The following is a 17,749-nucleotide window of genomic DNA, read 5'->3' on the forward strand; positions in this document are numbered from 1 at the left end:
ATGTAGGTGCTTAGGTTCAGCATGGAGCAATGAACCTGTGATTAAAACCCATTAAATTCCCACTGAATCCTGCATCTTCAAGTAGAACGGGTATATTAGGGGTTGTCACAAGCATCCTCTCTTACGCTTTAGTCACATACTTTACCGCGACATCCATGCCTTTATTCGCGCAAATACAAAAATAACTATAGGGGCTATTAATCTTTCAAGGTTGTTTTTGCCGCAGTTTATTGGCTATTTCAACAAGGCCGAGGTTATGAGGTTTAGTCATTCTGCTTATAACGCAGTAAAAATAGCCAAGAAGCGCGGCCCTTCGGGGGTCGTTTTGCGTTATAAGCTTTTCACTTAGCTCGCTAAGCATCATCGCTCAAGCCTTGTGCTAAACGCATTATTCCTTACGCTAAAGAATCGAACAAAAACTAAGCTCGAAGGAGCGATAGCCCCTAATTTACAAAGCTATATATAGCCTTTCCTTACATTGCAGTTGCTGACAGTTCTTGACGTAAATCATTGGTCATAGGTAATGAGTTTGTCATTAATTGGTTAAGGAAAATAAATGAATTTAACACCACGGAATATTAGTTGTCTCTTATTAGCAGTGGCTACTGTTGCGGCTTGTAGCTCAGATGATGAAAGCGATTCAAGCAGCGAAGCATACGTACAATATTACAATGCATCACCCAATAGTACGGCAACGGCCTTAGTTTTAGACGGTTATCAATATACCGCAATTGATTACGCAGATTCTCAACCGCGCTATGTTTACGGTACTGGAACGGTTGAAATGGAAGTCGTTGGCAGTGATGAACTTGGTGATGAAATATCGCTTTACACTTCAAGTTTGTCGCTTGCGAATGGTGATGAGCATTTCTTTGTTTTGACGGGGGACTATAGTGAACCAGAGTTATTAGACATTCAGTATGACCGCACAGAGATGGACGAGTTGAATGATGATGACAGTGATGACTACAGCAAAATGCAAGTCTTGGTGGCTCATGCTGCAGTAGGTGAAGCCACTTATGATGTTTACTTTGCTAAAGAGGGGGAAGATTTTAACGCTGCCGCTATGTTGGACTCGCTTAGCTATAAAAGCAATTCCGGTGAAGTGATGTTTGATACTGGCGAGTATGTGCTTTATCTGGCTGAGACAGGGGCAAGTGTGCCTATTTATACAACGGCAACGTTGGATCTATCGTCTAATACTGTTTATAAGTTTGTGATCCGTAACAGTTATGGCCCTGGAATGCCTAAGCTCACTATTGATGCCGTTGATTCAACTGGTAGTCCGACCCAATATGCCAATATTGATGCTAATGCTGAGTATCGTGTTTTCAATGCACTGATTAATGCCGAAGAAATTGATATCACTATGTCGAGCAACCAAGAGACACAACATTTGTATGATCTTGAGCAGTATGAGCTAAGTGAGTTTACCGCTATTGGCTACAGTGATTATGGTGTGACGATTATTGATAATAGTGCCAATGAAATACTGGCGAACAATCTATTGGTGACTTTTAACTAAGATGAAAGCAAGACGATATTGGTGTATCAAGATACAGCTGGCGTGACCAAGGGGATGACATTGACTCATGATCATCGTCCTCGTGCTTTTACCCACCAGATTGATTTAGCAAATTTGGTTTTTGATTATGAGGCGCTTGATGTCTATTTCGTTAAACCCACAGAAACTATTGAGTCTGCTGAATATAAACTTAGCTATGTTGAGTTCACTGAACTGGAGACGCTTAGTATCGCATCGGGAGAATATGAGATAAATGTCGTTTTTGAAGATGACAATGAAACGCTGACTTTGCTCTATCAATCAGAACCAATATCGTTTGATAGTGCGGGTAACCACACCATGGTGTTACACAAGGATGATTCTCAACCGTTAGGGTACCTCATCAGCACTTTTTAATCATTCAGTGAGGCGCTAGACTTACTGCAAATCTAGCGCCTTATTTGTTTGGCTATTGCTTTTCTAAGCTTTTAAGGGCGTCAGTATCGATGCCTTTCATCACTTCTCGCTCTAGTGCTCGTTGCTGGTTTATATCGTTGGCTTTTTTCTGTTCTTGCAACTGCTGTTGCTCGATGAGCATTCTAGTTTGACGCTGTGCAGCTTCTTGTTCTGTTTCGCATTGTCTAAAGCCATCTGACCAACCTTGGGCATATTGCTTGTCATTATTAAAGCGATTGACATCTTTCTTGAATTCGTCGAATGAGCTACCGCCAGCTTTGTTACCGCTATGACAACCGTCATCAAAACCGTCGGCATAGGGAAGTGGAAAACCTTTCTCAACCATCAAATCATGTTGGCTAACGCAGCCTGAAAGCATGAAAACCACAGCTATTGATATTAGAGTTGTCTTGATTACTGGATTTGTAAAGTCAGTCCCCATTGCGGTTACCTCTGGAGGAATATGTAATTAAGTGTAACAGCGTAACTGAATTTATTGCAGGCTTTCTGTGACGCGGGAGTGATTAATAAAGGAAAAGTGTGCAGGGGTAAAAGCGAAATTAGCGGCTGAGTTATTATTGTTATGACGATAGTTTGTCATGCCGTTGGGGCGGAACGCTATGCTTGACCTCTGCGGTAAGGACGGTTAACGACAGATCCGACAAACCTCATTCGAGAGTTTGCTAATGCGGTTACGCAGCTGCTCAATCTCTAACTTTAATATCTTAAAGCGGCTTTCAGGCTGTTCACTTCGACTTACAAGTTGATAAACCGCTTTTGTTGGTAAGCCGTACTGCCTAGCAACGTCAGACAATAATCTGCGATTATTTTTAACTTCGTCGATAATCCTGAGGCTGAGTTCATGTTTTATTGGTGTCATTGATTACCTCTTTATATTGCTAACAAGCGGGCTGTTGAGCGCTCTACACTCCACAGGATGAAGCTTAGATGTTTAATTAACGTGGCAAATTCTTGCTGGTTTTCTGATAATTTTCTCAGTCATTTTATTCTGCATTTACACTTTCTATAGCGCTCATATATCCATCCCACTTGAAAATGCTCGTTTCAGAGGTGTTGTGCTAGTTCAATGCTAGGTGCGTTAACGTGGAAATGGTTATTCCCTTTTTAGTTGCCGCAACAACGAAGTGGGCTTGCACAACCCCTTCTTCGATGGGCGTTTTTATATAAAAAGCATGGGCTTTACTCTGTGTTATTGATTTTACCAAGGGAGCGACCATTAGCTGCAATCAATGCCTCGCCGACATAAATGTAGGTGCTTAGGTGCAGTATGAAGCAATGAACCTGTGACTAAAGCCCATTAAACTCCCACTGAATCCTGCATTTTCAGGTCGGATGGGTATATATACTGCTTTGTAGCTATGCTTGTTTTGTGCCAAATTCAAATAATAGGGTTATTCTATATTAAAACAATGCGTTATTTCCCCGCTTCAATTTGAGAGTTGAAGTGGAGCTGTGATTGAAGTTACAAGATGGTGCAAGCTTGCTTGATTGTGGTGCAGAGCGGGATAACCAGAGAGTTGTACGTTTTTAAAGCGCTTGTCACATTGGGCATTGTCTATTCACCTGCTGCTTATATACTGCTAACGAATTCACTCGATATGTTGTCGTCTTTATTAGCATGAAGACAGTTAGGAGTAATGTTTATGAGTATTAAGCACAGTAGTGCAATCGCTAGCTGTATTGTTGCAGCAGTGTTTGTTTCAGGTTGTCAGACAACCAATCCATATAGTAATGAATCCCAAAATGCTAAAGCCACTAATGGGGCTTTGATTGGCGCATTAGCGGGGGCTGCGATAGGTGTCGCTTCATCAAGCAAAAGTGATAGAGGTAAAGGTGCGTTAATTGGCGCTGCATCTGGCGCTGCGCTTGGTGGTGGCATTGGCTACTACATGGATGTGCAGGAAGCTGAGCTGCGTAAGCAGCTGCAATCGTCGGGTGTGAGTGTGACTCGTAGCGGTGATACCATTATTTTGAATATGCCAAACGATGTGACTTTCGGCGTGGATCAAACCGATCTTAGTCAACGAGCAAAGCAAGTGCTAAACAGCGTTGCCTTAGTTGCATTAGAGTATGATGAGACCAAACTCAATGTGATGGGTCATACCGATAGTTCAGGTGCAGCCTCATACAATATGAGACTATCACAGGTGAGAGCCAGCGAAGTGGCAAGCTACTTGATGAGCCGTAAAGTGCCGTCAGCCAGAGTGGTTTCTCATGGTGTTGGTGAAGATCGACCTGTTGCAAGTAACGAGACCAAAGCGGGTAGAGCTGAAAACCGCCGAGTTGAGATTATTCTTAGTCCGTTAAGTTAGTCTTAGTACTGATAACTATCAGCGTTATTTACAGAATAAGCCACCGATTAGGTGGCTTTTTTATTGGTTAAAATTAGCGATTTCAATGCGACTATTTGTCTCATGGCTTAGGTTTTCGAGTGATCGCTTTCAAGTGTTTGAATATAGAGTTGGCCGCTGGGAGATTGCGGATTGTTTTTGACCGCAAAATGTTCTTTGATCTGCTTTTCTATTCGCTTTGTTTATTATCGCGTCAAAGTTACTTATGGAATCAAACATGAAAAAATGGAGCGCAGCTACACTATTAATCTTCCCTCTTACCGTCACCGCAGCGCCTATTGAGATGCGTGCTGCCGGTAGTCTGAAAAATGCTATGACAGATATTGTTACCGCGTACCAGCTAGAATCAGGGCAAGCGGTTAATAGTGATTTTGCACCTTCAGGCCTGCTGAGAAAGCGGATTGAGGCTGGTGAGGTTGTCGATGTTTTAGCTTCAGCCAATATTAAGCACCCGCAAACGTTAAAGCGAAATGAACTGGCTGAAAGCGTGGTGATGTTTGCTCAAAATCAGATGTGCGCCATTGCGCAGGCAGATGTTGATCTCAATAGCGAAAATTTACTTCAGAAGATGCTTAGTAGCGATATAAGGCTAGGTACATCTACGCCCAAAGCTGATCCTTCAGGTGATTATGCATGGAAGGTGTTTGCGAAAGCGGATGGGTTAAGTGCTGGTGCACAAGTTCGACTACAAACTAAAGCGTTGCAACTCACTGGTGGCGAGAGCAGTAAAAAAGCACCTATGGGACGTAACACTTATGGTTGGGTGATGGAGAACAATCGCGCTGATATCTTCTTAACTTACTGCACTAATGCAGTGTTGGCGCAAAAAGAGGTGCCCAATCTTAAGGTGGTGCAGTTGCCTAATGAGCTGGCTGTGGGGGCAAATTATGGCTTAGTCGTATTAAAGGCTGCCAAACCAGATGCTTGGAAGCTAGCGATGTTTGTACTATCTGAAAAAGGCCAGTCTATTTTAGCTGACTATGGTTTTAGTGCGCCGTTAAAGCTTTAGCTTCTGATAGCTATAACCTGACAAAAATGCCGCCTATCAAGGCGGCATTTTCTATGTGTCAGCTAAGCCTGTTAATTTAATAAGAACACGGTGGCTAGGCCTAAGAAAGCAAACAAGCCAATCACATCGGTCACTGTCGTTAAAACCATACCGCCAGCGAGTGCAGGGTCGATTTTCATCCTTTTGAGGATAAGTGGAATACTGGCACCAGCAAGCCCTGCTACCGTCATATTAATCAACATAGCGCCACCAATAGTTGCTCCTAGCGTGATATCGCCTTTCCATGCCCAAACGGCGGCAAAAACTAGAACTGACCACAGTATGCCATTGAGGAAGCCAATGGCGAGTTCTTTACCGATAAGCCATCTAGAGTTACTTTGACCAATTTGACCCAAGGCAATACCACGAATAACCAGAGCTAGGGTTTGGTTACCTGCTACACCACCCATGCTGGGGACAATGGTCATCAAAATAGCGATGGTGGCGAACTGCTCCAAGGTTCCCTCAAACATGTTGCTGACAGAAGCGGCGAGTAATGCGGCAAATAAATTAACCGTTAACCACAATGAGCGGCGAAAAGTACTTTTCAGCACCGGGCCAAAGGTATCGGTATCGTCATCCATACCCGCCATACCCATCATTGAGTGTTCTGCATCTTCACGGATAACATCAACCACGTCATCGATGGTAATACGGCCAAGCAGTTTGTTGTCATCATCAATGACCGGGGCTGACATCCAGTCATGACGTTCGAACAGCTGTGCGACCTCGCTGTCTGACATGCCTACGGGAATGGGCTCCACATCGGCTGCCATAATATCCCTAATGGAGGAATCTGGATTACAAGTCAGTAGATCGGCAATACGGACACCACCCAGTACACGGTCATGCTTATCGACCACATACAGCATATCGGTTGCGTCAGGTAGTTCGCCGCGAATTCTCAAATAGCGAAGTATCACATCGATATTGACGTCAGGCCTTAAGGTCACCGTATCGGTATTCATAATACTGCCGGCGGTATCTTCAGGGTAGGAGAGTGCTTGCTCAACTCTCACCCTATCTTGAGTACTCATCGACTGCAGCACCTCATTAAAGACACTGTCAGGTAAGCTTCTCAAAATATAGGCTAAGTCATCGGTGTCCATGCTTTTGGCGGCTTTAGCAACTCGCTCAGGACTCATTTGACTAATCAGGCTATCTTTGAGTTCTTCGCCTAGCTCATCAAGAATTTCACCGGTATGCTCTTGGTCAATCAATTGCCAGAGGACTTGACGTGTTCGAGGTGGCGAAGATTCGAGGATAAAGGCGATATCTGTGGCTGCCATATCTTGCAGCATATTGCGGACATGGACGAACATCCCGCTGCCTAATGCTTTATTCAGCTGATTGAGGCGTTGATCTGTTGTTTCATTATCTAAGACTTCAATCGGCATGGATCCCTCTCAGGCTCGTATAAAAGGCGCATATAATAACGTAAGTAATACCAATCGGCTCAAGAAATAGCTCACTGAATTAATTGGATTGGTGTCAGAGGTATAAAAGGATAAATTTTACAGGAAAATAGGGCTAACTGTCTTCGTCAAATTTGGCATTGATTAAATGGCATATAGCCTCTAACGCTAGCTCTGCATCTGCTCCTGTGGCAACTAGCTTTATGGATTTGCCCATTCCAGTCTCCAACATTAGTAAGCCTAGTACACTTATAGCTGATGCTTGTTTTTCGCCTTGGATTATTGTGATTTCAGCATCAAATTCAGAAGCTAACACCACAAGTTTAGTTGCGGCTCGGGCATGAAGCCCAAGCTTATTGCATATGGTAACTTGTCGTTCAATCTTTGGCATTTTTTAACTCGCGGTGACTAGTCGTCACTTTATGCCGTCCATCTTTAAAGTGTTCAGCAAGCCTTTCGGTTACATACACAGAGCGATGTTGGCCTCCGGTACAACCAATAGCAATGGTCAAATAACTGCGATTATTACGCTCTAAGTCTGGCAGCCATGTACGCAGTAAATTTTCTATCTGCCAGATAAATTTATTCACCAATGGGCGTTGATTGAGAAAGTCCTGCACCGGCTTATCAAGCCCTGTCATTGGCCTTAGTTCTGGCTCCCAGTGAGGGTTAGGTAGAAATCTAACATCGAACATAAAGTCGGCTTCGGTAGGCATACCATGTTTAAATCCAAAAGACTCAAACTTGATCATTAGCTCTTTATCAATATTACCCAACAAAATTTCACGAACTTGATCGTTAAGATCGTAAATGTTGAGGTTTGAAGTATCGATATAGTGGTCGACTATTTTTGCTAATGGCTCTAGCTGACGGCCTTCAAGCTGAATGGCTTCTTTTAACGAAATATTCGAATGAGACAGTGGATGAAGTCGTCGGGTTTCGTTATAGCGTTTAAGCAATACTTCATCGCTTGAGTTTAGGAAGAAACTGAGTAGCTCGACACCTTTGGGCAAATTCGTTAGGTGCTTTTCCAGCTCTGTGTCTTTTTCTGGCATATTGCGAATATCGACACTAATTGCTACGAGCTCTGAATTACCCGTTAGCTGCTCTAACAGCGTTCCCATCATAGGTAACGGAAGATTATCGACACAATAATAGCCGAGATCTTCTAACATCCTTAGAAGAACGGATTTACCAGAGCCTGAACGACCAGAGACAAGAACGAGTTTCATCTTTTGACTACCTGATAGAAGTTAGAGTGAGTGTTTTATACCAATCAGTATAAGAAGTTGATCTACTCAGAGTGTTTATTACGAACTAGTTCAAGGCGAATAAATGACATAATGGTTATTCCCTTATGAGTTTACTCAATGCAGAAGTCGCAAGTCAAAACACTCCTTACAGGCGAGTCATAGCGGTTCTGATGCTGCGTTAATGAACTTGAACCTATTCTCACTATGCTCTTCATTCATTGCAAACCACATGGCCAAGCATGTTCCTGACATGCTTAAGGTATTCCCACCACCCTTGGAGCTCAGATACGGTGGAGGTCTTTAATGCAGGAGCATTTAATGACCTAACCTCAAGCCGCTAAACTCTCGCTGAGCGATCAAATCTTTATACAGATTGGTATTATATATGTTTACAAGATGTACAAGGGTATAGATTAACTTTTTTATTGGTGAAAGCAAGAGCTTAGGCAAGAAGGAGATAATAAATAATATTGCTGTCATAAATACTAAGGTCTTTAAATAACCTATTTGTATTACATAAGGTTACTTAAGGACCTGAGTCATTAGCTATTGAGTGATCAAATCGTACAGCTCTGATTCACTGGTGCTTTTTCTCAACTGCTTAACGATAGCTTTATCGTTAAGCTTTTCAGCCATTGAAGACAAGGTGGCTAAGTGTTGCTCACATTGCTCTGCTGGAACCAAAAGTGCAAACAATATATCGACCGGCTGTTTATCTATCGAGTCAAAAGAGATCGGTGTTTCGCATTTGATTAATATGCCCAATGGATGGTCAATATTGGTCAATCGCCCATGCGGGATTGCGATACCGTTGCCTATACCTGTGCTACCCATTTTTTCGCGTGCCAAAAGGCTCTCGAATATCTCTTGTGAAGATAGAGTAGGGTACTGGACAGCGGCAATGTCGCTGATTAGTTCCAGTACTTTTTTCTTACTGCCCGGAGTGGCACAGGTGGTGCACTCCGGCTGCAGGATGGTACATAGTTCCATCGTTAATGTTTGGTCAGCTTCTCTTTGTGTTTAATAACCTGACGATCTAATTTATCGATCAGGGAGTCGATTGCGGCGTACATGTCCGCATGTTCCGAAGTAGCAAAAACTTCACCTTTTTTAAGGTGAATTCTGGCTTCGGCAATCTGCTGCATTTTTTCTACATTCAAAATGACGTGGACATTATTGATCTGATCGAAATGACGTTCAAGCTTTGTAAACTTTTCTTCTACATAGCCACGCAATGATGCGGTGATTTCGATGTGATGTCCAGTAAGGTTAATTTGCATAGAAAATTCCTCCAAGTGCCTAATTTTGAGTTATAAACTCTTACGTTGGTTTGAGGGCGGGATCAGCATTGCTTCACGATATTTCGCGATAGTACGACGAGCAACTTTTATCCCTTGTTCTGCCAAAAGTTGCGCCATTTTGCTATCGCTTAATGGTTTCTTTTGGTTTTCAGCTGCGACTAACTTCTTAATAAACGCTCTAATAGCTGTTGATGAGCACTCTCCACCGTCGTCGGTTCCGACATGACTAGAGAAGAAATACTTTAATTCGAAAATACCTCTGGGGGTATGCATATACTTTTGAGTGGTAACCCTTGATATGGTGGATTCATGCATCTCAACGGCTTCTGCGATATCATTCAAAACCATTGGTTTCATGGCTTCATCGCCATACTCAAAGAAGCCTTGCTGGAATTTTACAATGCAGTTACTGACCTTTAGTAAAGTTTCATTACGGCTTTCTAAACTTTTAATAAACCACTTAGCTTCCTGCAAATGACCACGGATGAACTGGCCATCGGCTTGGCTTTTAGTGCTGCGAGCCATTGAAGCATAGTGCTGATTAACATTAATTTTAGGCATGTAATCTGGGTTTAGCTCAACCACCCAGCGACCTTTCTTTTTGGCCACTGATACATCGGGAATAACGTATTCATCTTTGCTGCGAGTGACTGCTAACCCTGGTCTTGGGTTGAGAGTTTGGATCAGGCTAATGGCTTCACGTAGTTCATCTTCTTTAAGCTTAGTTTTACGCATTAACTGTCTAAAGTCGCGTCCTGCAATCAAATCTAAGTAGTCTTTGATGAGTAGGCGGGCATGGTCAATATGCGGTGTGGTAGCGGCATATTGGGCCAGTTGGATCAATAGACACTCGCTTAAGTCGCGAGCGGCAACGCCAATGGGGTCAAAATGCTGCACGCGCTTGAGTACGGCTTCGACTTCATCAACCTCAATTTCAGGGTCGCCCATTGCCTCAAGAATATCTTCGCAGTTTTGAGTGAGGTAACCACGTTCATCAATAGCATCAATAATGGCGGTGGCGATAGCAAGATCGTTATCGGAAAATGGTGTTAAGTTCTTTTGCCACTCAAGGTGCTCATATAAGCCTTCGCTGGTTTCACCTTGGAATGGCATATCGTCATCGCGCATACCGCCAGAGCTTGCATTTGAAGAAACGGTATAGACTTCGTCCCAAGTGGTATCCATCGGCAGATCATCTGGCATTGAATCTTGGGTTAATGCATCAGAGGTTTCTACTGCAGCGCTATCTTGCTGGGGATCAACTTCGGCGCTGGCGCTGTAATCGTTGTCACTATCGGATTCTGAATAGCTATCGGATTCGCTGGTGGTGCGATCTTCATTGCTGACAGGTTCACTGTCAGATTGCTCTTCATCTAATTCTAGTAGGGGATTTGACTCTAATGCTTGCTGGATCTCTTGCTGCAGCTCTAAAGAGGACAGTTGCAGTAAGCGGATTGCCTGCTGTAACTGTGGAGTCATGGTTAGCTGCTGACCCATTTTGAGCTGAAGTGACGCTTTCATCTTACCGCTATTCCCTACACTGTAATTAAACGTTGAAGCTCGTTAATTTGGCGAAGAGAGCATAAAGGGCCAACACTATGATTATATTAGTATACTTAACTAGTGCCGCGCTTTAAACGCTCATGTTGTTGATTAACTATAGCCTGAATTGTTCACCTAAGTACACTGCTCTAACCTGCTGGTTGTCTAAGATTTCAGCAGGCGTACCCTCAGCAATGAGATTTCCGTGACTTACGATATATGCATGCTCACAAACGTCTAATGTTTCACGAACATTGTGATCAGTAATTAGCACACCTAAGCCGCGGCTTTTTAGCTGCTCAATGATTTTTTTAATGTCGATGACCGAAATTGGATCTACACCTGCAAAGGGTTCATCAAGCAATATAAATTTTGGGTTGGCAGCTAGCGCTCGTGCAATTTCAACTCGACGGCGTTCACCACCTGAAAGTGCCATGCCTTGGCTGTCACGTATGTGAGTGATATGAAACTCTTCAAGCAGGCTCTCTAGTTGCGCCTCACGCTGCTCATTGTCAATATCGCTGCGAGTCTGTAGCACTGCCATGATGTTGTCGCGGACTGAAAGCTTTCTAAAAATACTTGCTTCTTGCGGTAAGTAACCTATACCTTTTCGTGCGCGAAGATGCATAGGATCTAAGGTTAGATCGTCCTCATCAATAAATATTTGCCCTTTGTCACTCTGCACTAAACCGACAACCATATAGAAAGTTGTGGTTTTTCCTGCCCCATTTGGGCCGAGTAAGCCAACGATCTGCCCGGTTTTTACCGTTAAACTCACATCTTGAACAACTGCACGGTTTTTATAACTCTTAGCTAGGTTGCGTGCCATAAGCGTTTTTTGGATCATTGCTGCTCCTGCTTTTCTATCGGTTCAGCTGGGGTTTCAGGAGTCTCTTCTTGGTAGGCTTCTGGTTGAATGATGGTGATTACTCTGTCATTGCCTTCGCCGGTGCTTTCAGCAATAAGTTGCTGTAAACCTATATTGTACTTAATGCGATTACCTGTGACCTGGCTACCCTCTTGCTCGAGTGTCGCATCACCTAAAAGAGTTAAGGTTCTGGTCGCGAGTTCGTAACGGATCTCTTTAGCACTTGCTGTTGCGGGGCGGCCATCTTCCATTATTTGGGTATAGGTTGCTGGATTGCCTGTGGCAACCAGTGTTTTTCCAGAGTTCGCTTCTTTAGAGAAAACACGTAACTCATCAGCGTTCATTTTAATTGAGCCTTGAGTCACCTCTACTGGGCCAAAAAAGATAACCTGATTGTTTTTGATATCGGCTTCTTGGCTTGCAGCGGCAATTTTGACCTCTTGTTTAAGGTCATCGACAGCGGCATAGCTGCTAATGCTGAGCAGACACAATAGACCTGCAAGTATGGATTGATTATATTTCATAACTTCCTTCTACTCGGCCTTTAGTGTGATTGCACGAGTGAGTATATTGGTTTTTTTGAACAGCTTATTTAGCATCGTAGATCCCTTCGACTTCGCTGATCAACTTTACACTTTGAGCATTGAGGTCAGCATAAAGACCTGTGCCTTGAATAACAAATTCATTGCCAGTGACGTGAATAATTTCATCAGAGGTCATTATCATAGTATCTAAATCGAGTTCTAAATAGGATGTAGATAATGTTTGGATCGGCTCTTCAGGGCTAATTGAATCGATAATAACATTGTTTTGCAATGAGACCTTACCGGTTAAATTGTTATGGCTGCCTTTGGTTGCTCTTAGGCGCCATTGTGCTTGACCATCATCGGGATAGATCAAGTAAACAGGCTCAGTAAAGTAAGTCATGCTAGCATCTTCATAGTGTTCCATATGCTTGGCTGTGACCTTGCTATTGACAAAACCTGCTTCATTGTACTCTGTGCTGCGCAGATCATCGATGATGTAATTGGGTTGTTCGCTTGCATCGACGTCTAACGTTTGATCACTTTTTTTAGACTGAACCTGCCAATAGAGGATGAGTGCAGTGCCAAATAAAGCGATTATCGCGAGTGTGACGCGATTCATATGCTCATCCCATGAGCTGACTCAAACTTATCTTGGCTAAGCAGCAGTAGATCTGTTAGCTCGCGCAGTGCACCGTGACCGCCTTTAATATGGGTGGTCATAAGCGCATGCTGCTTAACGTATGGATGGCCATCAGCTACACATACAGATAGACCCACTTCCTTCATGACAGGAAGATCGACCATATCATCGCCGATATAGGCGACTTCATCAGGAGTTACACCATACAGGGCGAGTAGTTCATTGTAAGGGGCGAGTTTATTATCCACACCTTGGTAAATGTGAGTGACACCAAGCGCCGTCATTCTGTCTTCTACTATTTGTGATTTGCGACCGGTAATAATTGCCACATTGATATCACTAGATAGGACTGAGCGCACACCGTAGCCATCGCGGGTATGAAATGTTTTAAGCTCTTCTCCGGCATTGCTCATGTAAACCAAGCCGTCTGAAAATACCCCGTCGACATCACAGATCAGGAGTTTGATCTTGCTGGCAGCTTGCCAAACGTCATCACTGATTGGTCCGTAAAATCCTTGTTTAGACATGTTAAATCACTCCTGCTTTAACCATATCGAGCATATTCAATGCGCCGACAGGTTGTTGCTTTGAATTGATGACGATAAGGCCGTTAATATTTTTCTCTTCCATCACTTTCAGCGCTTCTGCTGCGAGTACATTGTCGGTAATCGTGACGCAACCTTTACTCATGACATCAGCAATAGAAGTGGTGCGTAAGTTGACCTCAGCATCAATTACCCGGCGCAGATCTCCATCGGTAAAAATCCCGACTAAGGTGTTTGCAGCATCTACAATAGCCGTCATGCCCAAGCCTTTTTTAGAGATCTCATAAAGCGCGTCGGTAATGCAAATATCATGCTTTACTAAAGGCAGTTCATTACCGCTGTGCATCACATCACTGACTTTTAATAATAGCTTACGGCCTAAGCTTCCACCTGGATGAGAAAGCGCAAAATCATCTTTAGTAAAGCCACGCGCTTGCAGTAAAGCTACGGCGAGTGCATCACCCATAACCAAAGTAGCTGTCGTACTTGAGGTCGGTGCTAGCCCAAGTGGGCATGCTTCTTCTGGCACTTCAATACAAAGGTGCAGTTGAGCGAGTTTTGCCATGTTTGAATCAGGTTTGCCCGTGACCGATATCATCGGCAGTCCCATACGCTTAATGACGGGCATTAAGGTTAGTATTTCACTTGACTCACCGGAGTTTGAGATAGCAAGTACGATATCGTTTTCGCTTAAAACGCCTAAATCCCCATGGCTCGCTTCACCCGGGTGGACAAAGAATGCAGGGGTTCCGGTACTGGCTAATGTCGCTGATATCTTGTTACCAATGTGGCCTGATTTACCCATGCCCATCACGATGACTTTACCTGTACATTGCAATATAAGTTGGCAAGCTTGGGCAAATTCGCTCGAATCAACATACTGGTGAAGGTTATCGAGGGCTTGTTTCTCGATATCAATCACTTTGGTGCCCCATTGGCGTAACTGCTGTTCATTTACCATTTCTTGGTCTCTCTTTTATTTACTGCTTTAGTTGCTGCATTCATATTCAAGATAGGAAAAGTAACGCTTGGTATGCAACAAATGTAATCAGTAGTACGATGCCGTGCCACGGTTTTAATTGCCGTGCGCGTCCGGTCAATAAGATCAGTATTGCAAGTGCACTGCTCGTTGCAAGTACCATGTAGAAATCTCGTGTACTTGCCGCTGCATCGACTTCGCCAGGTGCAATGAGGCCGGGGAGTGCAAGTACCGCTAAAATGTTAAATAAGTTTGAGCCAACAATATTACCGATGGCTAAGTCATCTTCTTTTTTCAGAACGCCGGCTACACAAGCTGCCAGCTCTGGTAAGCTTGTGCCTACTGCAATGATGGTGAGTCCGATAACGAGATCTGAAAGGTGATATGCCTTGGCAATCCCGACAGCCCCTTGAACCATCCAATCTGCAGACAATGGTAATAACACCATCCCAATGATAAGCCAAAAAATCGCTTTCTTAGTCGGGACGTCTGCTGGGATCTCACTCTCAGCATCTATTGCCAACGCATCGCGATTTTTATTGGTCAGTGCGTGCCAGATAAGGTATCCCATCAATGCGAAAAACAGCACCATTAAAGACACACCTTCGATGCGAGTTAGAAAACCGTCATGTAAAAAGTAACCCACAATCGCCGTCGCGGCTAGCATCAAAGGTATTTCACGCCTTAGGGTTTGCGAGCTGACAGAAATAGCACCAAGTAGTGCTGTAATACCTAAGATAAGAGTGACATTCGCAATATTTGAGCCAAGTACATTACCAATCGCAGTATCTGTCATTCCTTCCATTGAGGCTGTCGCTGCAACAAACATTTCAGGGGCAGAGCTACCCATCGCGACGATGGTTAAGCCGATCAACATTGGCGGAAGACCTAAGTTACGTGCAAAGGCTGCTGCACCATAGACAAACTTATCTGCACTCCAGACTAAAGCACCTAAGCCAGCCACTAGCAAAAATATATTAAATAACATCGATTCTTAGTATTTTGGGATATAGCCGCGTATTTTCGCTGTAATTGAAGAAAAATGAAAGTATTGAGTCGAGATAGTGTTGATTTGGTTGTACCTGAATGGCCAATTACGTACAATTTCTTCCTTTCCGGTGTGGAAAAATGGATGTTTCTAACTTCGAATGCAGGGCTCATGCATGACTCAAAAGCATAACTCATTGGTCGAAATCCAGAATATGGCCTTTAGCCGAGGTTCTCATGTCATTTACGAGGACATCAGCCTGTCAATCCCGACCGGCAAGGTGACTGCGATTATGGGACCAAGCGGTATCGGTAAGACAACCTTACTAAAACTTATTGGGGGTCAACTTACGCCAGATAGAGGCAAAGTACTATTTGATGGTACTGATGTGCATCAATGCAATCGTAATGAGCTGTTTGCACTGCGAAAGCGTATGAGCATGCTTTTTCAAAGCGGCGCACTCTTCAGCGATATTAATGTATTCGATAACGTCGCTTTTGCACTGAGAGAGCACTCCGGTCTGCCTGAAGCTATCATCCGTCGTATTGTATTGATGAAACTAGAAGCCGTTGGGCTGCGCGGCGCAGCGAAGTTAATGCCAACCGAGTTATCGGGTGGTATGCAGCGTAGAGCTGCATTGGCTCGTGCAATTGCCTTAGAGCCTGAAATTATCCTGTATGATGAGCCCTTTGCTGGACAGGACCCGATCTCCATGGGGGTGTTAGTTAAGCTTATTCGTGAACTGTCCGATGCGCTTAATCTTACTTCTGTGGTGGTATCTCATGATGTAGATGAGGTGTTAGGTATTGCTGATTATGTTTATGTATTGGCAGATAAAAGAATTATTGCCCATGGTACACCTGATGAGCTTCGCTTAGCTGATAATCCGCAATTGAAACAGTTTATAGGTGGTGAACCAGACGGACCTGTGCCGTTTCATTACCCTGCGCCTGATTATAAAAAGGAGTTGTTAAGTGGGCTTGACTGAACAAATTGCTAAATTGGGTCGCAGTGCTATTGAGTTAGTGACTGGACTTGGCAGAGCGGGATTAATGCTTTGGGGAGCTATCGCGCATCGTCCAAGATTGAAGAAAGGCCTGCCATTACTAACAAAGCAACTGTATGTCATTGGCGTGCAATCAATGGTGATCATTTTAGTCTCCGGACTATTTATTGGCATGGTACTAGCCCTACAGGGCTATAATATTCTAGTAGGGTTTGGTACTGAAGAGAGCTTGGGCCCGATGGTCGCCTTGAGTTTATTACGAGAATTAGGCCCTGTGGTTACGGCATTACTGTTTGCTGGGCGGGCAGGTTCAGCGCTAACTGCTGAGCTCGCCTTAATGAAGAGTACCGAACAGTTATCAAGCTTAGAGATGATGGCGGTCGATCCATTAAGGCAGATTATTGCACCGCGGTTTTGGGCTGGAGTGATTAGCTTGCCGCTTTTAGCATTAATGTTCACTGCAATTGGTATCTATGGTGGCCATATTGTTGGCGTGGAGTGGAAGGGCATTGATAGTGGTGCCTTTTGGTCAATTTTGCAGTCATCTGTAGAGTGGCGACAAGATATTGTTAACTGCATGATTAAGAGTTTATTGTTTGCCGTTGTGGTCACCTGGATTGCACTTTATCGTGGCTATCATGTCATTCCTAATCCTGAAGGGATCAGCCGAGCAACAACCCAAACTGTAGTGCAGTCGAGCCTCGCGGTATTGGCGTTAGATTTTCTATTAACAGCGATGATGTTTGGTAACTAGTGCTAATGATTAGCATACTAATTGCGGTTAATTATTGTTTAGATTTATTGAATAGAGTGGTAGATGAGTTATGTTGACACGGAAGATTGAGGTTTTAGTCGGTCTATTTTTATTGTCAGGGTTGGCTGCATTTTTGATTTTGGTTTTTAACGTTGCGAATGTCGAAGTGAAGACGGGGGAAAATAGTTACACCTTGCATGCAAAATTCGACAACATTGGTGGTTTGAAAGTACGTTCTCCGGTTAAGGTCGGTGGTGTTGTTGTCGGGCGTGTTAGTGCAATTGAATTGGATCCTGAAAGGTTGGTTCCGGTTGTAAGCTTATCGATGGATAAGCAATACAAGTATTTCCCAGAAACCAGTAGTTTATCTATTTTGACCTCAGGCTTATTGGGTGAACAGTTTTTAGGGTTATCTCCAGGGTTTATGGACGATGATATTGAGATGTTAGTTGATGGCGACAGTATTGATGATACTCATTCCGCCTTGGTACTTGAGGAGTTGATTGGTCAATTTCTTTATAGTGCTGGCACTAAGGATTAGTAGTTGGAGT

General features: G+C 43.7%; 21 protein-coding genes. 7 read left to right on the plus strand and 14 right to left on the minus strand.

The genetic code is table 11. The annotated features are described in order from the left end of the window. The first annotated feature begins 556 nt into the window (after positions 1-556). Both SWP_RS02945 and SWP_RS24360 read left to right on the plus strand, forming a co-directional pair. Positions 557-1,525, plus strand: coding sequence for a DUF4397 domain-containing protein (locus SWP_RS02945; RefSeq protein ID WP_020910865.1), 969 nt, complete (start codon positions 557-559; stop codon positions 1,523-1,525). Between the two features lie 21 nt (positions 1,526-1,546). After that, complete coding sequence (locus SWP_RS24360) at positions 1,547-1,921, plus strand: metallophosphoesterase family protein (protein ID WP_228371106.1); 375 nt, start codon at positions 1,547-1,549, stop codon at positions 1,919-1,921. Positions 1,922-1,973: 52 nt separating this feature from the next. Here SWP_RS24360 and SWP_RS02950 read toward each other — a convergent pair whose 3' ends face one another. After that, on the minus strand, positions 1,974-2,402 hold the full coding sequence (locus SWP_RS02950; protein WP_020910867.1) for a hypothetical protein: 429 nt from the start codon (positions 2,400-2,402) through the stop codon (positions 1,974-1,976). Positions 2,403-2,606: 204 nt separating this feature from the next. Beyond that, positions 2,607-2,840, minus strand: a complete 234-nt coding sequence (locus tag SWP_RS02955) for a hypothetical protein (protein WP_020910868.1) — start codon at positions 2,838-2,840, stop codon at positions 2,607-2,609. A gap of 784 nt (positions 2,841-3,624) precedes the next feature. Between SWP_RS02955 and SWP_RS02960 the strand changes: the two genes are divergently transcribed. Further along, a complete protein-coding gene (locus SWP_RS02960) occupies positions 3,625-4,293 on the plus strand; it encodes a YiaD family glycine zipper/OmpA-like lipoprotein (RefSeq protein ID WP_020910869.1) in 669 nt (222 codons plus the stop codon). Positions 4,294-4,549: 256 nt separating this feature from the next. After that, a complete protein-coding gene (locus SWP_RS02965; protein WP_228371107.1) occupies positions 4,550-5,341 on the plus strand; it encodes a molybdate ABC transporter substrate-binding protein in 792 nt (263 codons plus the stop codon). Positions 5,342-5,412: 71 nt separating this feature from the next. On the opposite strand, the gene mgtE is transcribed toward SWP_RS02965, so the two are convergent. The 12 genes from mgtE to SWP_RS03025 form a co-directional block, all read right to left on the minus strand. After that, positions 5,413-6,777 (minus strand): magnesium transporter, encoded by a 1,365-nt coding sequence (gene mgtE, locus SWP_RS02970; RefSeq protein WP_020910871.1) that lies wholly within the window; start codon positions 6,775-6,777, stop codon positions 5,413-5,415. Between the two features lie 133 nt (positions 6,778-6,910). Next, positions 6,911-7,186, minus strand: a complete 276-nt coding sequence (locus SWP_RS02975) for an HPr family phosphocarrier protein (protein ID WP_020910872.1) — start codon at positions 7,184-7,186, stop codon at positions 6,911-6,913. Further along, a complete protein-coding gene (gene rapZ, locus SWP_RS02980; RefSeq protein ID WP_020910873.1) occupies positions 7,173-8,027 on the minus strand; it encodes an RNase adapter RapZ in 855 nt (284 codons plus the stop codon). Before rapZ ends, SWP_RS02975 begins: the two co-directional genes overlap by 14 nt. Positions 8,028-8,594: 567 nt before the next feature. Then, positions 8,595-9,038, minus strand: coding sequence for a PTS IIA-like nitrogen regulatory protein PtsN (gene ptsN / locus SWP_RS02985; RefSeq protein WP_020910874.1), 444 nt, complete (start codon positions 9,036-9,038; stop codon positions 8,595-8,597). A 2-nt stretch (positions 9,039-9,040) separates the two neighbouring features. Further along, complete coding sequence (gene hpf, locus SWP_RS02990; RefSeq protein WP_020910875.1) at positions 9,041-9,328, minus strand: ribosome hibernation promoting factor; 288 nt, start codon at positions 9,326-9,328, stop codon at positions 9,041-9,043. 30 nt (positions 9,329-9,358) lie between these two features. Beyond that, positions 9,359-10,870 carry an RNA polymerase factor sigma-54 gene (locus tag SWP_RS02995; RefSeq protein WP_044555620.1) on the minus strand — a complete coding sequence of 504 codons (1,512 nt, stop codon included), beginning with the start codon at positions 10,868-10,870 and terminating at the stop codon, positions 9,359-9,361. Positions 10,871-11,006: 136 nt separating this feature from the next. Next, entirely contained in the window at positions 11,007-11,738 is a 732-nt protein-coding gene (gene lptB, locus SWP_RS03000; RefSeq protein ID WP_020910877.1) for an LPS export ABC transporter ATP-binding protein, read from the minus strand. Further along, positions 11,735-12,283, minus strand: a complete 549-nt coding sequence (gene lptA, locus SWP_RS03005) for a lipopolysaccharide transport periplasmic protein LptA (protein ID WP_020910878.1) — start codon at positions 12,281-12,283, stop codon at positions 11,735-11,737. Before lptA ends, lptB begins: the two co-directional genes overlap by 4 nt. Positions 12,284-12,347: 64 nt before the next feature. Continuing rightward, on the minus strand, positions 12,348-12,905 hold the full coding sequence (gene lptC, locus SWP_RS03010) for an LPS export ABC transporter periplasmic protein LptC (RefSeq protein ID WP_020910879.1): 558 nt from the start codon (positions 12,903-12,905) through the stop codon (positions 12,348-12,350). Then, entirely contained in the window at positions 12,902-13,453 is a 552-nt protein-coding gene (gene kdsC, locus SWP_RS03015; protein WP_020910880.1) for a 3-deoxy-manno-octulosonate-8-phosphatase KdsC, read from the minus strand. The genes lptC and kdsC overlap by 4 nt, the downstream gene beginning before the upstream one ends. A gap of 1 nt (position 13,454) precedes the next feature. Further along, positions 13,455-14,432 carry a KpsF/GutQ family sugar-phosphate isomerase gene (locus SWP_RS03020; protein ID WP_020910881.1) on the minus strand — a complete coding sequence of 326 codons (978 nt, stop codon included), beginning with the start codon at positions 14,430-14,432 and terminating at the stop codon, positions 13,455-13,457. A gap of 46 nt (positions 14,433-14,478) precedes the next feature. Next, positions 14,479-15,438, minus strand: coding sequence for a calcium/sodium antiporter (locus tag SWP_RS03025; RefSeq protein ID WP_020910882.1), 960 nt, complete (start codon positions 15,436-15,438; stop codon positions 14,479-14,481). Between the two features lie 175 nt (positions 15,439-15,613). Between SWP_RS03025 and SWP_RS03030 the strand changes: the two genes are divergently transcribed. The 3 genes from SWP_RS03030 to mlaD all read left to right on the plus strand — a co-directional run bounded on the left by SWP_RS03030 (position 15,614) and on the right by mlaD (position 17,739). After that, positions 15,614-16,426, plus strand: coding sequence for an ATP-binding cassette domain-containing protein (locus tag SWP_RS03030; RefSeq protein ID WP_020910883.1), 813 nt, complete (start codon positions 15,614-15,616; stop codon positions 16,424-16,426). Next, complete coding sequence (gene mlaE, locus SWP_RS03035; protein WP_044555621.1) at positions 16,413-17,198, plus strand: lipid asymmetry maintenance ABC transporter permease subunit MlaE; 786 nt, start codon at positions 16,413-16,415, stop codon at positions 17,196-17,198. The genes SWP_RS03030 and mlaE overlap by 14 nt, the downstream gene beginning before the upstream one ends. 70 nt (positions 17,199-17,268) lie before the next feature. Further along, positions 17,269-17,739: an outer membrane lipid asymmetry maintenance protein MlaD gene (gene mlaD, locus SWP_RS03040; RefSeq protein WP_020910885.1), complete on the plus strand. Its 471-nt coding sequence runs from the start codon at positions 17,269-17,271 to the stop codon at positions 17,737-17,739. Positions 17,740-17,749: the final 10 nt, after the last annotated feature.

This window comes from Shewanella piezotolerans WP3 (assembly GCF_000014885.1).
GTDB lineage: Bacteria > Pseudomonadota > Gammaproteobacteria > Enterobacterales > Shewanellaceae > Shewanella > Shewanella piezotolerans.

What these genes read in the sequence shown, in the direction of transcription:
- SWP_RS02950 (WP_020910867.1), bottom strand. Translation starts at nt 2,402, where the DNA reads ATGGGGACTGACTTTACAAATCCAGTAATCAAGACAACTCTAATATCA.
- ptsN (WP_020910874.1), bottom strand. Translation starts at nt 9,038, where the DNA reads ATGGAACTATGTACCATCCTGCAGCCGGAGTGCACCACCTGTGCCACT.
- SWP_RS02965 (WP_228371107.1), top strand. Translation starts at nt 4,550, where the DNA reads ATGAAAAAATGGAGCGCAGCTACACTATTAATCTTCCCTCTTACCGTC.
- hpf (WP_020910875.1), bottom strand. Translation starts at nt 9,328, where the DNA reads ATGCAAATTAACCTTACTGGACATCACATCGAAATCACCGCATCATTG.
- SWP_RS03020 (WP_020910881.1), bottom strand. Translation starts at nt 14,432, where the DNA reads ATGGTAAATGAACAGCAGTTACGCCAATGGGGCACCAAAGTGATTGAT.
- mgtE (WP_020910871.1), bottom strand. Translation starts at nt 6,777, where the DNA reads ATGCCGATTGAAGTCTTAGATAATGAAACAACAGATCAACGCCTCAAT.
- mlaD (WP_020910885.1), top strand. Translation starts at nt 17,269, where the DNA reads ATGTTGACACGGAAGATTGAGGTTTTAGTCGGTCTATTTTTATTGTCA.
- lptB (WP_020910877.1), bottom strand. Translation starts at nt 11,738, where the DNA reads ATGATCCAAAAAACGCTTATGGCACGCAACCTAGCTAAGAGTTATAAA.
- rapZ (WP_020910873.1), bottom strand. Translation starts at nt 8,027, where the DNA reads ATGAAACTCGTTCTTGTCTCTGGTCGTTCAGGCTCTGGTAAATCCGTT.
- SWP_RS03030 (WP_020910883.1), top strand. Translation starts at nt 15,614, where the DNA reads ATGACTCAAAAGCATAACTCATTGGTCGAAATCCAGAATATGGCCTTT.
- SWP_RS02975 (WP_020910872.1), bottom strand. Translation starts at nt 7,186, where the DNA reads ATGCCAAAGATTGAACGACAAGTTACCATATGCAATAAGCTTGGGCTT.
- SWP_RS03025 (WP_020910882.1), bottom strand. Translation starts at nt 15,438, where the DNA reads ATGTTATTTAATATATTTTTGCTAGTGGCTGGCTTAGGTGCTTTAGTC.
- SWP_RS02960 (WP_020910869.1), top strand. Translation starts at nt 3,625, where the DNA reads ATGAGTATTAAGCACAGTAGTGCAATCGCTAGCTGTATTGTTGCAGCA.
- kdsC (WP_020910880.1), bottom strand. Translation starts at nt 13,453, where the DNA reads ATGTCTAAACAAGGATTTTACGGACCAATCAGTGATGACGTTTGGCAA.
- SWP_RS02945 (WP_020910865.1), top strand. Translation starts at nt 557, where the DNA reads ATGAATTTAACACCACGGAATATTAGTTGTCTCTTATTAGCAGTGGCT.
- lptC (WP_020910879.1), bottom strand. Translation starts at nt 12,905, where the DNA reads ATGAATCGCGTCACACTCGCGATAATCGCTTTATTTGGCACTGCACTC.
- SWP_RS02955 (WP_020910868.1), bottom strand. Translation starts at nt 2,840, where the DNA reads ATGACACCAATAAAACATGAACTCAGCCTCAGGATTATCGACGAAGTT.
- SWP_RS02995 (WP_044555620.1), bottom strand. Translation starts at nt 10,870, where the DNA reads ATGAAAGCGTCACTTCAGCTCAAAATGGGTCAGCAGCTAACCATGACT.
- lptA (WP_020910878.1), bottom strand. Translation starts at nt 12,283, where the DNA reads ATGAAATATAATCAATCCATACTTGCAGGTCTATTGTGTCTGCTCAGC.